Origin of the sequence: Aromatoleum toluolicum (assembly GCF_012911005.2) — a bacterium.
Classification (GTDB): domain Bacteria; phylum Pseudomonadota; class Gammaproteobacteria; order Burkholderiales; family Rhodocyclaceae; genus Aromatoleum; species Aromatoleum toluolicum.
Map to the genome: position 1 here is coordinate 1 of NZ_WTVS01000098.1, position 15,315 is coordinate 15,315.

A 15,315-nucleotide genomic window follows, 5' to 3' on the forward strand; every position below is an offset into this window, starting at 1 on the left:
CGCCCCTCCTGAGCACCTCGACCGCAATCCGCGGTTTCCTCCCTGGAGCGTTGTCCAACGCCTGCCATCAGCCGCGGTCGATCATCGACGCCCTTCCCGATTGGCAGGCGTCGAACAACGCTAAACCAAAGCAGTCTTTCCTTGATGCGACTTGCAATGGCTGCTTTACACATAATTCCGGACGTGCTCCTCAACCCCCTTAGGCAAGCAGCCTTAGCGCCGTTGCAATAGTCTTAAGTCCCGGGCTCGCCGCAGGCCGAAATCAGCGCCTGCTTGAATTTCTCACTGTGCCGCCGCTTCACGCGGTAGGGTTTGACCACAAGTTCCATAGTGTCCACGATCATTGATGGTGGACACTATGGTTACGCACTCTCTCGCATCAGGACAGATGGGTTCGCCGGGTGCTTACGCAGAAAAGCAATTTTCTTATCGGCGGCGCTCCAGGCCGGAACAGGTGGAGTACTGAAATGGTTACGGAAGACGCAGCATCTCCAGTTTTTATCTCTTGCTACCCCAACATGAAAAATTGGAGCGTTAGGACAGCAGCCATTGCGTAGATTGGGCTATTGGAAGAAAGCGGGCGAGGACGATAGCGCAAAGTTCTCGAAATCTTCTCCGCTATGGACAATCCGGTCACACATCCCAATCCAGGCACCAACGGCATCGGCAAGGTGATGCGCCAAGTCTTCGCGAGGGCGACGAATCGTCCCCAGCACATCTGAAAAAGCTGTGAAGAACGATAGCCCATTTGCAAGGCGTGCGGCCAACAATGCACCAAAGGCCGCCGCTGCCCATCCTTTTGCAGGCCACAATTGCGAAATTACGGCCTGGTGACTGCTGGCGAGGGCTGGTGCAAAACCTACCCGCGGCAAGGCTCCTAGTTCCTCAAAGCGCGCACCGTCACAAACATTGAAGACGACTAGGCGCCGTCCGTCAGCTCGCGGCGCTTCATCAAGCAGGTCATCTAACTGGATGAATGTACGGGAGTGTCCAATTTGGACAGCGACATTCTTCGGTGCCCAATGATCGTACTCACCATGGGACATGACCCACAAGAGGTCTATGTCTGGATCACGGTAGACCCCTAGAAAATCATCCACAGTTGTGACTTCGGGTGCGTGTACTTCCACCTTCGCACCACTTCGCTCGAAGATCATCTGGACGGCTTCAGCCTCCATCGCTTCACTCATTGACCCAGCACCCGACCACACCACAACTCGGCGTATAGGCCGATCCCGCAGTGGCGGTTGTAGAGATGCGACGATGGGCCAAGTCCGCCCCAAACATTGAAGTTGGACCGCTTGAACTGGGTAAGCCCTCGCAGCAAGCTGCAATTGGGCGACCCCTTCTACAGGGAAATCGGCTAGTTCACCCGCCAAGGCTGCCGGACAGAAAGCGCTGCCCAAGGCCTCCTCGAATGGCGCCGCATGAGCCTCCTCGGGAACACCGAAACGGTCTGGCACGTGGAGGGCTGAATTGTCCGCGCCAATTACAGAATTGGAGGTGCTATAGAAGATATTGGCAGCGGAGGCTACGCGCTCCAGGAGTTGTTGGGGATCTTCAGCCGACTGAATGAGCTTGCCGCCGCCAAGAGCACGGAAACCTGACGCAAAAAATGGGGCGAACACGATTACGTTACTCTTACCGTGGCGACCATATTTGGTGTCGACGCGATACCACCGCTCAAGAACAGCAACCAAACCATCAATATCCCCCCGGTTTAGGGGCACTGTACATAGAGCGAGTGCCAAGTCCGGCATCGCGTCCATCTCGCGGTAGTTAGCGACGCTTGCGCGTGAAGGTGCATCGGTGCGGGGTGGGATAAGGTCAATTTCACGTAGCGCTTGGTCAAATGTGGCATCGTCGTAGTTATGACTGAGCACCACCGTCAGCATTTGCAGGCGTTCGTGCGGTAACAACGCTTTCCCAAGGTCGCCGAGAGCACCTTGCGCCCATATCTCCGGGGCAACCTTAGAAAATCTTCCTGAGCGGGTTGCTAATGCCACAGCCAAAGTGGTACGGGCCTGGAAAGGAATGTCTTGATCTGTCGCAAGTTTCTCAAGCACCGGTGTGAGGTCAGCGGCAAGTATTTCGTTTTCTTGGGCAGCCCAGCCCAACATCATGGCTCCAAGGCGGGTACTGGGAATGTGAAAGCGCTCGCGGTTGAGGATATCCAACCATGCTCGGCTTAACCCCCACAAAGCCTCCCCAATATTGCGCAACGCAGCCCGACGCCGTGCATAGTAGTAAAAATTCGTCAGCCATACCGTGATGGCATCCGCCATAGGTGGCCAATTGCACAATACGGGAATATCTAAAAACCCCTGTATGCGCCCAGGCTCAAGGTCTTGCACCTGATCATCCCGGATATCGTCGGCTAATGACCACATGATCCAATCCGCCGCCTCATTCAATTCGCCGTCGTCGATAGCGGACTCTAGAGCGTAAGCACCAACGAAGAACTGCATGAACTCCTGAATTCGCGTGAGCTCATCGCGCTTGTCCCGAGCATGCCTCCCACGGACAACGGCTTCGATCAGTTTCCGCGCCTGAGGGCGTCCTTTTATAAGTGCGTATTGAGTATCAGTGGCTAGGCGATCAAGTACTGCAACCATATGGCGGTCTTTGGCTGTCCGGAGTTGGGGAGTAATCATGAGATGACCGGGAATCAGTGCCAAGGGGGGGGTAGCAAAAGTTCTCGGCCACTATGACTATTCAAGGCCGCTAATAACGTGTTCGATTTCCGCCGAGTCAAGGCTGCCATCCGGGTTGTCTCGGGTCACGACGAGGCGATCCTTATCAGACCTGGTCGTTATTCCTTGATCAAGGTACCAAGCCTCCTTCTTTTTCCAGTCCTTTGCATACCCAGGGTCGGTGAGCATACCGAGGTGTTCCCAATAGTACGTACGTTTGGGAGCCTTAATGGTGAAGTCGGGCCGCTTCACTTGGCCGCCGCGCTCCAGAAGGATTTCGTATTCGTATTTGATGCATTTGCTGTGAAGGAGATTACCCAGGCCGACCAGGATCGCGAAGGTCATCTGAGGCGAAGAAGCTAGACTAAGGGCTGACGCTGCTTGACGGGTCCATCAGGCAGCCGCAGAACCACTTGACGAAGTAGCCTTCGCTGCAGCCGGTGCCTTCGGCGTGGTGACCTTCTTGGCCGAGTGCACGGCCAGCACGTTGCACACGAAACGCTCACCCGCGTTCCGAGCGCTGATCGCGGTAAGCACGTACTGCACGACGAACATCGCAGCACCGATCCAGAGGGCGTTCGTGCGCGCATCGGAGATATGCAGCCCGAGCGGCGCGATGACGATGAGCGGCAGCGACAGCACCGCCATGTCGCGGTACATCAGGAAGTCTTTCTGAGCGTAGGCGACCTCGGGAAACGTCTCGACCTGCTTGTACAGCTTGTACCACTTCGAGTTCTGATCCTTCGGCTCGTCGGTCCACGCTCCGACGTTCTTCTTCAGCTGAACCATGTCCACACGGTGATCCGCCGGCCCGTACTTGGTGAACGCCTCGCAACCGGGCAGCCAGCCGTGCGGCTTCCAGTACACAAGCATGGCCTTGAAGTTCGACGACATCACGTTCATCAGCAGGAGCACGACGATCGGCAACACTGCGGCGCCGAGTGCGCGATAGAGGCCAAGCTGCGTAGTCGTGGCGCTGGTGATCAGTTCGGGCGCGACGAAGATGGCGAGGACGATGGCATCGGCCGTCGCAAGGGCGACGTGCCACGCGAAGTTCAGCGACTTCAAGGATCGTTCAGCGCTCTTCATCCGTGGTACTCCGTGTCGATCGTGTAGTTCTGATCGTCCACATCGAAAACGATCCAGCCGTCCCTGCGTGTCGTCAGCACGTGCCTGTCCTTCATTGTTGTTCGCACCCGTACGCCACTTTGCCGGACTACCTTGCGGTAGTCCGGTACCATCTCCTGCGTCTTGTGCACGATCGGCTTGTCGGAGATCACCACGCACGAAGGCGTGAAGTACTTGAAGATGTCCGCGCAGTACCCGCTCTCGCGTCCATGGTGCGACGCCATCAGGACGTCGGTGCCCGCCAGTTCGGCCCGGAAGTCAGCCCGCTGTAGCAGGGCCGTCCAGCCTGCCTTTTCGAGGTCGCCGGGGAACAGCATCTTGAAGTTCGCGTACCTGATGAACGTCGCGAAGCTCAGGTTGTTCGTGTCCTTGAACTGACCGTACCCACTGCCGTACGAGTTGTAGAACGCCTTGTACGTGATACCACCCATGCACGTGTTGAAAGGCGCAGAGACGTTCTCGGTGTATGTGCTAAGCGCGCTCACGTACCACGTAGCGTCGTCGGTGAGCGGGCCACTCACGAGCTTGATGCGGCGCATCTCTTCGCCAGTGTACGTCGGATTTCGCAGCAGCGTGAGCACCTCAATGCCGGCGTCTTCCAACCCTTTCAAGTCGGACATGTGGTCTTGATCGGCGTTGGTGATAAAGAGATAGTCGAGCTTGTCGCGGCCCATCGCCTTGATCGCCGTGCTCGGTTTGAAGTCGGCCGATGAGCCGGAGTCGATCATGGCCAAGCGACCACCAACCTCTTGGTTCAGGCCGACCTTGGTCAGGTGTTGGAGCATCACGCAGCACCCGTGCTCGACATCCTCCACCCGAATTCGCATGAATCCTGGCATCCCTCACCTCCGCTTGCTTGCTCTTGCCGCAGCGCCTTTGAAGCGCCGTGCATACTGATCAGTTACGGCTCTGTTGAACAACGAGTGGGTTGCCGGGGAGATCATGGGGGTCGGCCGTGGCCGGGTCCACCCACTCGAAATCCAATAGAGGCTCACTTCCCGACAGGAGGACGCAGCGCGTCGATGAACTGCGCTCGGCCGTCTTTCTTGAACATCCAAAACTTCCAGCCGTTCGTCGACGCAGCGGTGTCTGACGCGCCACAGTCCTTCTTCGCTGCAAACGCAGACGGTGACACCTCGTACGTCTTGCCCTTGTATTCAATGCCACCTGCCGTGACCTTTGCTGTCAGATGCTTGCCGTCGTATTCGGCGAACAGCTCCAATCCGACCGGCAACTCGAACCCCCGCTGGGTCTTAAAGACCTTCGGCTCCTGCTGCACTGGCACAGACAGGACGACATGCTTGGTTTGGTTCGGGTACGCCTTGTCGTGTTCGTCCAGAACGCGACTCAAGATTCCAGCAAGACCCTCGACCGCGGGCATCTCCGACTTGGCCTGCAGCCGCAGGATGAGGTCCTTGGGTAGCGAGGTTTGGACCATCACGGTGATCGACATGGCATTCACTCCAGAGTTACTGTGGAGTGAACTTTAGAGTAACTCCTCAGAAACTGCAAGCCCCTTTCTTGCGTCGGACACCCTGAGGACGACGCAGGCGACGACCCGGGCCCTGTAACAACCCGCACGTATCAGTACAATGGCAAGGTATCCGGTTAGCCATTGAGAAGACCATATGCGCCTAGCAGAACTTTTTGAGCCACAGAAGCCCACCGTGCGGAAGAGCAAGGCCGACACGGTTGCGCAGGTCTTCATCATCGAATCGCTGGAGCTTGTGGATGAAGCGAAGGAGAGGCGAGAGGGGGCAGTTCTGGCTTCGGTGCTAAAGATGTGCGGCAAGAACCCGCTCTACTACTACATTCGCACCAGGGCAGAGTTGGAGCACATCGCTGAGGAGTTTGAAGCGTCGGGATATCGATACCTCCACATCTCATGCCATGGAGGTGAAACATCGTTGGAAACGACCCTTGATTCCGTGAGTTACAAGGACTTCGCCAAAATCTTTGCGGGAAAGCTCAAGGGTCGTCGGCTATTCTGAATCGCCCCGGGTTTCCTAGACACCCTTTTGCCTCACAATGAGGCGTCATGGAGGTGTTGATGGAAACGAAGAAGGCGCAGCAGCGCTTCACCGAAGAGTTCAAGATCGAAGCGGTCAAACAGGTAACCGAGCGGGGGCATGCGGTTGCCGAAGTGGCGGTACGGCTCGGCGTGAGCGCCCATAGCCTTTACACCTGGATCAAGCGCTATTCGGTTCCCGCGGAGCAGCGCGCCCAGCACGACGGCCAAGCCGACGAGATCCGGCGCCTGAAGGCCGAGCTGCGGCGCGTGACCGAGGAGCGCGACATCCTAAAAAAGGCCGCCGCGTACTTTGCCAAGCAGTCCGGGTGAAGTACGCCTTCATCGACGCTCACGCGGCGCAGTACCCGGTGCGTCGCCTGTGTTCGACGATCGCGGTGCATCCAAGCGGCTACTACGCGTGGAAGCAGGAGCCCGCCTCCGAGCGTTCCAAGAACGACCAGCGGGTCGGTGCGCTCATCACGCAATGCTGGGAAGCCAGCGGTCGCGTCTATGGCTATCGCAAGATCCGCAACGATCTGCACGACATGGGCGAGCCGTGTGACAAGCATCGCGTGGCGCGGTTGATGCGCTTGGCGGGCCTGCGCTCGCACACCGGCTACGGGCGCCGTCCCGGTCGCTACGGTGGGCGGCCTGCGGTGGTCGCCCCGAATCTGCTCGAGCGGCAGTTCGCTCCGAGCGGACCGAACAAGAGCTGGGTGACCGACATCACCTACATCCGAACACATGAGGGGTGGCTGTACCTTTGTGCGGTGCTCGATCTGTTCTCCCGCCAGGTCATTGGTTGGTCGATGGGCGAGCGAATGACCAAGGAGCTGGCGTTGAACGCCTTGCTGATGGCGGTGTGGCGACGCAAACCCACCGAGGAGGTGGTGGTGCATTCGGATCAGGGCAGCCAGTTCAGCAGCCACGACTGGCAAGACTTTCTGAAGGCGCACCGCTTGGTGCCGAGCATGAGCCGGCGCGGCAACTGCCACGACAACGCGGTCGCCGAAAGTTTCTTTCAGCTCCTGAAGCGCGAGCGGATCAAGCGAAAGATCTACACGGATCGGGCACAGGCGCGCTCCGATGTGTTCGATTACATCGAGCTTTTCTACAACCCGCGACGACGCCACGGTTTCACCAACCAGCTCTCGCCGGTAGAGTTCGAGCGGCAGTATTTTTTGAAGAACGGGACCGTCTAGAAAACCCGGGGCGATTCACTCAGGCTCGTCGCCCTGTACGCCTCAAGGATGCCCAGGAAATACGTCTTCAAGAACTTCGCCGTTCAATTAAAGAAACCGCCATGGAAGTAGCGCCGCCGAACCCTTCAGCGGATCGACAAACCGCTTTGCGGCTTGCCGTTCGCTGAACTCAAACATTCCTGAATGTCGGTTTCTCGAAGTTGGCGACTACCGCCGAGGGTCGGTAAGGTGAGTTTGCCGGGCGGAAAAGCTGCCGTCCAGCTTGATTGGCCCCTGAAAGGCAGCTTACCGATGCGGATTCAACCGGTGGATGCAACACACTAAATACTGCGTAAGCAGGGGGAGTGTTGCAGATGAAGCAGAGACCCCGGATTTACTACACCGAGAGCCAGAAGGCGCTGATGTGGGAGCGTTGGCGGCAAGGCGAGTCGCTCCAACAGATCGCCCAGCTTTTTGATCGAGGCCATTCCTCCATCCAGGGAGTGTTGGCCGCGACTGGTGGGATACGGCCGACGCCACGATGTCGGTCGCGCTTGGCGCTGACGCTGGCCGAGCGCGAAGAGATCTCGCGGGGACTGGTTGCGGGTTGTTCGATCCGTTCGATCGCAACCCGCTTGAGACGCGCACCTTCGACCATCAGCCGCGAAATCAACCGAAATGGCGGCCGGTGGTTCAATGTAGGCGTGCTCCTCAATTGATTGAGCGGAAGGATTAGATCAGACGACCGCCGTTCGATAACCGTTTGGCGTCAGACCCCGAACGCCGATCTTCTTTCCGTGAGGGCCGGCTCAGTTGAGGGGCTGGGTCTGGCAGGTTACCTGCAGTCGCATCAGTGCACGCGTGGACGTCGCCTTGGGGTCGGGTCCGGACGATCCACATCACTGAAGCGGCCGTTCAGGGTGATTCCTGACTTACGGCTGCTGACCAATCCATAACGGCCCCCGGCATTTCACTGAGCGAACGGCCGTTTCGGCCGATGACTCGACGGAGGCTGCGCTTTCACGAGCGGCAGCAAGATCGTCGGAGCCGCCGGCCGGTGAACGGCTTGAGCAAACGAGCAAGGACTGGTCGCGGCCGCCTTCAGTCCTCGACACAAGGAACACGGAAGATGGGCAGAGGCATGGTCACCTCGCAGTCGACCGACTGACAGCTCCACCATGCGTCACTCCTCGACGCGCCGGCGAACCACCAGTTCGTCATACCCCGTCGAAGCGTCCGGTTCGCGCCGGAGCACCCAGCCCGGCAATGGGGCCAGCAAGACCTCCGCAGTCGTCCGCACCGTGTTCCCATAGACGACGTGCCCGCCGACGACCCGCCCGTCGGGCGTCGAGATGGACATGTGCAGATGCGCGCCGTTTTCCGCGAGGCTGCCGGCAAGCGTGAGGATTTCGGACGGGCCGGGGATGGTCGTAGCGGTGTCGTGGCCGGCGAAGCGGAGTCTTGCGTCGATCAGGCTGCCGACGCCGGAGAGGACGAAGGCCGAGCCGCCGGGTTGCTCGCTGACGGCCGACTCCAGTGCCTTGCGCAGGTCGCTGCCGGGGAGCAGGCGGAGGGGATAGGGATTCATGCCTTCCATGGCTGTATTGCAATCAGGTCTCATCGGGACGAAGTGTGTATACAGCTCGCCTCCGCCATCAACAGAGATCCGCCAGTCCGCGAGGAAATTCCGATCGTCCGCCACGGTGAGTAGTCCAGTTTCCGTCCCCGCCCCCTGTTTCCGTCCCGCGTCGTGTTATCGGGTGATCGCGTTATGGTTTGGAAATTTCGGCAAGCGCTTCGGCAGCGGGCTGGATTTCGGTACGCTCGACAGCAAAGTCGCCCAGCGACACGATTCCCACCAACCGCTTTTCCCGGTCAACGACCGGCAGACGCCTGACTTGGCGCTCGCTCATGATCTTGACGGCCTCGTCGACCGACTCGTCCTCGAAGGCCCACGCAACGCCGTCGGACATTACATCGCGAACCTTGGTGCTGGAGTCCTTACCCTCGGCGACAGCGCGTATCGCGATGTCCCGATCCGAGATCGTTCCAATCATGCGATCGTTCTCCCCAACCGGCATCATGCCGAAGCCCTCATCGCGCATCGTTGCTGCAGCCTGCATGATGGTCATGTCGGGATTGATGACCTTGACGTCGCGACTCATGAGGTCTCGTAATTGGTGCATATTCATTCTCCTGAAATCTAGTCTTTCGATGAAAGCGCCTCACTTGCGTGATGATCAGGCGCGGTCGCGTAGTTCGGTCACACCAGCGCCTTCGGCGCAGTGATCGCAGCAGAACATCCGGTCGCCCTTCTCCAGGCCGTGCCCGATGATGCGCACGCCACAATGCGCGCATTTCGGTGCGAGCGTATGAATCGCGCATTCAAAGCTGTCGAAGGTATGGGTCTTCCCCTGCGCCACCACCTGAAAAGACTTGTCGTAGTCATTGCCGCACGCGTCGCATTTCGCCATGGAGAGCTCCATTGAACGGTTGTCTGTCACTACGAGCGCGAGCATATTCGCGGTGATGGAAGGAGTCTGTACGCTGGGCCACAGATCTCGGCTCGCCTCCCCCATCAATAGAGAGCCGCCAGCCCCGTACGGACTGCCGCCGGCACGTTCGGCTGATTCGCGATGTCCGCGAGGAAATTCGGATCGTCCGCCACGGTGAGGGGATCCAGGACGATGGACTGGAGGATCGTCGACAGGGGCGCCGCGGCGCGCGGGGAGATGCGGTCGGGGCCGGTGAAGTCGTCGGGGCCGCTGAAAGGCAGGCGGGGGCGCAGGTCGGTGCCCGTGGCCTCGATCTCGTCGAGGGCGAGCGACCAGACAACGGGTTCCGGTGCGCTTCGCAGGGCGTTCCTCGGCCGCGGCGCTTCGACTTCGCGCGCGAGGGCGGGCAGATTGCGGAAGGCGGTTCGCAGGGTGCGGCGGGCCTGTTTCAGGGATACGGCGGCGACGTCGGGATCGGCTGTGTGCTGCGCCAGGTTCAGGCAGCGGAGCCGGCCGCCGACGCGCAGCGTTTCGCCCTCGGCACCGAGTGCGCTCATCAGTCCGGGCGTGCCGTAGCACGCGAGGCCGTTGATCATGACGAGCCGGATCGATGTCTCCTTCGCCTTCACGAGCGCTTCGTAGGGGTCGCCGGCCGTGCTGTCGATGACGAAGAGGTCGGCGCGCTTGCCGGGCTCCAGCGTGCCGAGCGCCTTGTCCCACTTCAGGATCGCGGCGGCTTCGCGCGTCGCCATCGCGACGAGATCGCGTGCGCTGAAGAGTCCGTTCAGCATATGTGCGGAATAAAGCCACGCGACTTTCAGTTCGCCCAGCAGGTTCTTGCTGCCCGAGGGGGACCAGTCGCTGCCGAGGCCGATGCGCACACCTGCCTGCCGGGCCGCCGTCACGTCGGCGGTCGCGCCGTACAGCAGGAGGTTGCTGAAAGGCGACCACACCATCGCGCCGCCGTGGCGCCCCAGCACCTCGAAGTCTTCCGCCTGCAGGCCGGCGGCATGGATGGCGGCGAGGCGGTCGTTGATGGCCCAGCGGTCGGGCGCAACCTGCAGCGCGAGGAAATGGCGACGCGCGATCGAGTCCGGGGTGTCCGGCGCGGTCACGCCTTCGCTGACGTGCAGGAGGAAGCAGCTGTCTTCCTTGTCGAGCCGCGCGAGGAACCAGGCCGCGTCACGGGCATCGATGTCGGGGATGCGCGCCTGCGCTTCGGGCAGCTCGGGGTCGTCAGTATCTTCGACGTTGCGCAGCATGCCGCGGTAGTAGCGCCTTATGCCGGCATTGCTGTTGAGCATGATCCCCTGGCTGGTGGTGACGCCACCGAGCAGGCATTTGCACTCGACGTAGCGGACGAGCGGCGCGAGCAGCGCGGCCTTGCCTTCGGCATCGCGGTAGCTGCCGACGACCGTCATCGGTCCGCTGATCAGCCGGCGATAGTCGGAGTGATCGGGCCACTGGCCACGATGCTGGAAGCGCCTGGGCACCGGCGCCCACAGCGGCAGCGCGTTGTAGGCCAGGTGGTTGTGCAGCTCGATCAGACCCGGATAGAGCGTGCCGCGCGTGGCTACGGGAATGACGCCCTCAAAACCGTCCGGTGCCGGCTGGGTACGATCCAGCACGGCGACGATGACGCCGCGGTTGATGTAGACGACCGCATTCGTCCTGACCGCAAACGCGTCGTCCATCGTCACGACCCGACCGGCGAGTGCGACTTTCGGGCCGGTCGGCAGGTCGATCCGCCCAGCTTCCCTTGTGACCGGCACCGGTGCGCGCGCGGCGGGGGGCCGCTCGGCGCCGGCGAGCGGAAACCAGCGACGCGGGATGCCGGTCATGTGACGACCCCCTTGGGGATCCTGATCGTGATGTTGCGCCGCTTGGCGAGATCGTCGGGACCGACGCGCCGCGCCCAGCCGTCCTGTTCGCGCATCCACGCCGGCAGTCCGGCGGGGAAATCGAATTCGGGGATGCCGATGCGGTCGTCGTCCACCCAGGCGTCACCGTACGCGACGAACGGAGTCGGCACGTCCGGGTGCCGCACGCGCGGCACGACCGCCTGCAAGGCCTTGCTCCAGTTGCGCAGCAACGCCGAGGTCGCTTCCGCGAGCTTGACCTTGTCGCCGTTCGAGGCGCTTTCCGGCTGCGTGGGGTGGGTCAGTGCCGCATAGCCGACGTCGATCGACTCGCCCGCCGGGGTCGCCTTCCAGAAACGCCACGCCTCGTCGGCTACGCGGCCGAACGCCAGCACGACCTCGATGCGGCCACCGGCCAGCAGGGCGTGGATCCAGCGGTTGCGGTAATCGACCAGCCGCAGATCCTTGCGCGTTCGCGCCTTCACGCTGCCATAGACGCTGTAGAGGTAGGTGTTGATGAATACGTAGCTTCGCGTCATGCCGAGCTTGCGCAGCAGGCCCTGTGCGCGCCGCCCGGCCTCGCCAACGAGGCTGCGGCGGATGACGGTCTCATGCTGGGCGGGATCCTGCCCGATGACGAGGATGCGTGCCGAACCGTCGAGGCGCCCGCGATGGAAGATCGGCCCCCACTCGGTACGGAACTGGTCGGGCGGATAGACATCTGCCCCGGGGTATTCGGAACAGAGCGTAAGGAACGGTTCGGCGACATAGCCTGGGTCGAACGGATGCGACATGCGTGCTCTCCTTGCGACGGGCGGCGGCCTGCGCGCCGCGCAACCACCGTTGATGTGGCATAGCACAGAAATTCGCGTCATTCGTGGCCACCTGCGACGGAGTTCGCCGGGGGCCGATCGGTCGCCGCGGTGGCGTTCCCGCCCCAGCCTGCTCCCCGCGCTCGGGCAACAATTTTTCTTGACAACCGGGGCGCCACGACATTTAATAAACCAAGTTGATTTATTAATAAACAAACACCGCCCATGAGCGGGGTCGAAGGAGACGAGCATGGCAACAGCCCAGATCGGGCGCGGCCGCAACTCCGTGCGGCTGCGGCGCTACAACGAACGCCTGCTGCTGCAGGTGTTGCGCCGTTCCGGGGAGGCCTCGAAGGCCGACCTCGCGCGCCGTACCCACCTGACCAGCACGGCGATCGGCAGCATCATCCAGTCGCTCGAGGAGAGCGAGCTGATCGTCTATACGGGCCGGCGCACCGAGGGGCAGCGCGGCCAGCCGGCGACGCTGATCGACCTGAACCCGAAGGGCGCCTTCGGCATCGGCGTGCGCCTCGACCGCGACACGATCGAGACTGCGCTGCTGGACTTCGGCGGCCAGATCCTCGCCCGCCGCGTGCATGACCGCATCCTGCCCTCCCCCGAAGAAGCGCTGCAGCTCGTGCTCGCCGACATCGAGGCGGTGCTGGACGTGCTGAGCGCCGAGGAGCGCGAGCGCCTGACCGGAATCGGCGTCGCCCAACCCTTCAACCTCGGCGCGTGGCTGCGTGAGCTGAACCTGCCGAACGAGGACTTCCGCGCGTGGGACGAGGTCGATTTCGCCTTCGAGCTCGGCGAGGCGACCGGCCTGCCGGTGTTCAGCGAGAACGACGGCAACGCGGCGGCGATCGCGGAGCTGTTCTACGGCTGCGGGCGCGAGTTCGACGACTTCCTGTATCTGTTCATGGGGCCGGTGATCGGCTGCGGCGTCGCGCTGAACGGCGACTGCCTGCGCGGCGTGACCGGCAACGCGGGCGACATCGCGGTGATGCCGGTGCCGCCCAGCCGCCTCGCCTCGGCGCAGGCGCCGACGCACAAGTGGGACATGCTCCTGTCGCGCGCCTCGCTCAACGCGCTGGGCCGCCACCTGCGGCATGCCGGCGCGATCGTGACGAGCCATGCGGACCTCGAGCGCCATATCCGCGCCCATCACCCGGCCGTCGAGGAGTGGGTCGAGGACTGCATCGATGCGCTCGCCCCGGCCGTGCGTTCGGCGCTGTGCATGCTGGACGTGCCGGTCGTGGTGTTTGACGCCGACGTCGATGGCGGCCTCATCGACCTGCTGCAGCGCCGCCTGGCGCAGGCGCTGGCCGACAACGCGCCCGAGGCGCGCGGAGCGCCCGAGCTGGTGCGCGGCTCCTTCGGCTCGGACGCCGGCGCAGTGGGCGCGGCGAGCCTGCCGATGTTCTTCAGCTTCTCCCCACGCGCCGAGATTCTCGGCAGCGTGACCCGTTCCATGGAGGAAATGCGCGATGCCGACTGACCTCGCTACTGACCACACCCGCCGCCCCGTGCTCGAGATGCGCGGCATCTCGAAGACCTTCCCCGGCGTGCGGGCGCTGCGCGACGTGTCGCTGACGCTCTACCCCGGCGAGGTGCATTCGCTGATGGGCGAGAATGGCGCAGGCAAGTCGACGCTGATGAAGATCCTGTCCGGCGCCTACACCGCCGACGAAGGCGGCGAGATCCGCATCGACGGCCAGCCGGTCGTGATCGACGGGCCGCTGTCGTCGAAGGCGCTGGGCGTCGCGGTGATCTACCAGGAGCTCACGCTGTGCGCGAGCCTGACGGTGGCCGAGAACATCTACCTCGGGCGCGAGCTGCGCAGCGGCGGCCGCATCGACCGCCACGCGATGGAAGCCGGCTGCGCCGGCATCCTCGAACGGCTGGGCGCGTCGTTTGGGCCGCGCACGCTGGTGAGCGACCTGTCGATCGCGGAGCGCCAGCTGGTCGAGATCGCCCGCGCGATCCACGCCGACGCGCGCATCCTGGTGATGGACGAGCCGACGACGCCGCTGTCGTCGCGCGAGACCGATCGGCTGTTCGAGCTGATCCGCCAGCTGCGCAACGACGGCCTCGCGATTGTGTACGTGAGCCACCGCATGGCGGAAATCTACGAGCTCTCCGACCGCGTGTCGGTGCTGCGCGACGGCAGCTACGTCGGCACGCTGGATCGCGCCGACCTGTCGGCCGAATCGCTGGTGCAGATGATGGTGGGACGCGACCTGTCGGGTTTCTACAAGAAGGACCACGGCGCCTACGAGCCGGGCCGGGTCGTGATGGCGGTGCGCGACATGCGTGACGGCAAGCGCGTGCGCGGCTGCGGCTTCGATCTGCATGCGGGCGAGGTGCTGGGTATCGCGGGACTGGTCGGCGCGGGTCGCACCGAACTCGCGCGCCTGATCTTCGGCGCCGACGAGCGCACCGGCGGCGAGTTGGTCGTCGATGGCGAGCCGGTGCGGTTGCGCACCCCGCTGGATGCGATCCGCGCCGGCGTCGTGTATCTGACCGAAGATCGCAAGGGGCGCGGCCTGTTCCTCGACATGAGCGTGCGCGACAACATCAACGTGTGCGCGTGCTCGGGCGATGCCCGCACGGGCGGCGTGCTGAACCTGGCGAAGGCGCGCGAGCGGGCCACCGCGGCGATCCGCGATCTGGCGATCCGCGTGCCGAACTCGCGCGTGAATGTCGGCGCGCTGTCGGGCGGCAACCAGCAGAAGGTGCTGCTGTCGCGCCTGCTGGAGATCAAGCCGCGCGTGCTGATCCTCGACGAGCCGACGCGCGGCGTCGACATCGGCGCGAAGTCGGAGATCTACCGGATCATCAACGACCTCGCGAAGCGCGGCGTCGGCGTGATCGTGATCTCGAGCGAACTGCCCGAGATCGTAGGCACCGCCGACCGCGTGCTGGTGATGCGCGAAGGCGAACTGGTCGGCGAACTCGGCGGTTACTCGGGTGCCCCGATCACGCAGGAAGCGATCATCGAACTGGCCACCGGCGCCAACCCCCAGACCCTGCCGCGGGCCGCCTGAACGGCGCGCCCCCACACAAGAGCAGGAGAAACCCCATGGAGAAGACAATGAGCAACGCCCCCGCCACTGCCGCCACCCCGGCCCCCAGC

At 62.5% G+C, this 15,315-nt stretch carries 14 protein-coding genes and 1 pseudogene; 5 read left to right on the top strand and 10 right to left on the bottom strand.

Annotation, left to right across the window (positions count from 1 at the left end; genetic code table 11):
- Positions 1 to 563: 563 nt before the first annotated feature.
- The 5 genes from GPA27_RS25680 to GPA27_RS25700 all read right to left on the bottom strand — a co-directional run bounded on the left by GPA27_RS25680 (position 564) and on the right by GPA27_RS25700 (position 5,274).
- On the bottom strand, positions 564 to 2,654 hold the full coding sequence (locus GPA27_RS25680; RefSeq protein ID WP_169143280.1) for a hypothetical protein: 2,091 nt from the start codon (positions 2,652 to 2,654) through the stop codon (positions 564 to 566).
- 57 nt (positions 2,655 to 2,711) lie between these two features.
- Positions 2,712 to 3,038, bottom strand: coding sequence for a hypothetical protein (locus GPA27_RS25685; RefSeq protein ID WP_169143281.1), 327 nt, complete (start codon positions 3,036 to 3,038; stop codon positions 2,712 to 2,714).
- Positions 3,039 to 3,086: 48 nt separating this feature from the next.
- Entirely contained in the window at positions 3,087 to 3,782 is a 696-nt protein-coding gene (locus tag GPA27_RS25690; RefSeq protein ID WP_169143282.1) for a hypothetical protein, read from the bottom strand.
- Entirely contained in the window at positions 3,779 to 4,660 is an 882-nt protein-coding gene (locus GPA27_RS25695) for a ComEC/Rec2 family competence protein (protein ID WP_169143283.1), read from the bottom strand. Before GPA27_RS25695 ends, GPA27_RS25690 begins: the two co-directional genes overlap by 4 nt.
- Before the next feature lie 152 nt (positions 4,661 to 4,812).
- Positions 4,813 to 5,274: a DUF2924 domain-containing protein gene (locus GPA27_RS25700; RefSeq protein ID WP_169143284.1), complete on the bottom strand. Its 462-nt coding sequence runs from the start codon at positions 5,272 to 5,274 to the stop codon at positions 4,813 to 4,815.
- A gap of 175 nt (positions 5,275 to 5,449) precedes the next feature.
- Between GPA27_RS25700 and GPA27_RS25705 the strand changes: the two genes are divergently transcribed.
- The 3 genes and pseudogenes from GPA27_RS25705 to GPA27_RS25715 form a co-directional block, all read left to right on the top strand.
- The gene (locus GPA27_RS25705) at positions 5,450 to 5,812 is read left to right on the top strand and encodes a hypothetical protein (protein WP_169143285.1); all 363 of its coding nucleotides are present in this window, start codon (positions 5,450 to 5,452) and stop codon (positions 5,810 to 5,812) included.
- A 59-nt stretch (positions 5,813 to 5,871) separates the two neighbouring features.
- A protein-coding gene (locus GPA27_RS25710; protein WP_373322821.1) for an IS3 family transposase occupies positions 5,872 to 7,034 on the top strand; the annotation gives its coding sequence in 2 pieces (ribosomal slippage) (positions 5,872 to 6,130 and positions 6,130 to 7,034; 1,164 coding nt in all).
- Between the two features lie 353 nt (positions 7,035 to 7,387).
- Positions 7,388 to 7,699, top strand: a pseudogene (locus GPA27_RS25715) (helix-turn-helix domain-containing protein); the annotation flags it as partial.
- Between the two features lie 497 nt (positions 7,700 to 8,196).
- Here GPA27_RS25715 and GPA27_RS25720 read toward each other — a convergent pair.
- The 5 genes from GPA27_RS25720 to GPA27_RS25740 all read right to left on the bottom strand — a co-directional run bounded on the left by GPA27_RS25720 (position 8,197) and on the right by GPA27_RS25740 (position 12,161).
- Complete coding sequence (locus tag GPA27_RS25720) at positions 8,197 to 8,601, bottom strand: PPC domain-containing DNA-binding protein (RefSeq protein WP_169143287.1); 405 nt, start codon at positions 8,599 to 8,601, stop codon at positions 8,197 to 8,199.
- A gap of 181 nt (positions 8,602 to 8,782) precedes the next feature.
- Positions 8,783 to 9,178 carry a CBS domain-containing protein gene (locus tag GPA27_RS25725; protein ID WP_211165241.1) on the bottom strand — a complete coding sequence of 132 codons (396 nt, stop codon included), beginning with the start codon at positions 9,176 to 9,178 and terminating at the stop codon, positions 8,783 to 8,785.
- A gap of 75 nt (positions 9,179 to 9,253) precedes the next feature.
- Positions 9,254 to 9,487, bottom strand: a complete 234-nt coding sequence (locus tag GPA27_RS25730; RefSeq protein ID WP_050415131.1) for a metallothionein — start codon at positions 9,485 to 9,487, stop codon at positions 9,254 to 9,256.
- 104 nt (positions 9,488 to 9,591) lie between these two features.
- Positions 9,592 to 11,349: an amidohydrolase family protein gene (locus GPA27_RS25735; protein WP_169143288.1), complete on the bottom strand. Its 1,758-nt coding sequence runs from the start codon at positions 11,347 to 11,349 to the stop codon at positions 9,592 to 9,594.
- The gene (locus tag GPA27_RS25740; protein ID WP_169143289.1) at positions 11,346 to 12,161 is read right to left on the bottom strand and encodes a uracil-DNA glycosylase family protein; all 816 of its coding nucleotides are present in this window, start codon (positions 12,159 to 12,161) and stop codon (positions 11,346 to 11,348) included. Before GPA27_RS25740 ends, GPA27_RS25735 begins: the two co-directional genes overlap by 4 nt.
- A 268-nt stretch (positions 12,162 to 12,429) precedes the next feature.
- On the opposite strand from GPA27_RS25740, the gene GPA27_RS25745 reads away from it, so the two are divergent.
- Positions 12,430 to 13,677 (top strand): ROK family transcriptional regulator, encoded by a 1,248-nt coding sequence (locus tag GPA27_RS25745; protein WP_169143290.1) that lies wholly within the window; start codon positions 12,430 to 12,432, stop codon positions 13,675 to 13,677.
- Positions 13,667 to 15,226 (top strand): sugar ABC transporter ATP-binding protein, encoded by a 1,560-nt coding sequence (locus GPA27_RS25750; protein ID WP_169143291.1) that lies wholly within the window; start codon positions 13,667 to 13,669, stop codon positions 15,224 to 15,226. Before GPA27_RS25745 ends, GPA27_RS25750 begins: the two co-directional genes overlap by 11 nt.
- Positions 15,227 to 15,315: the final 89 nt, after the last annotated feature.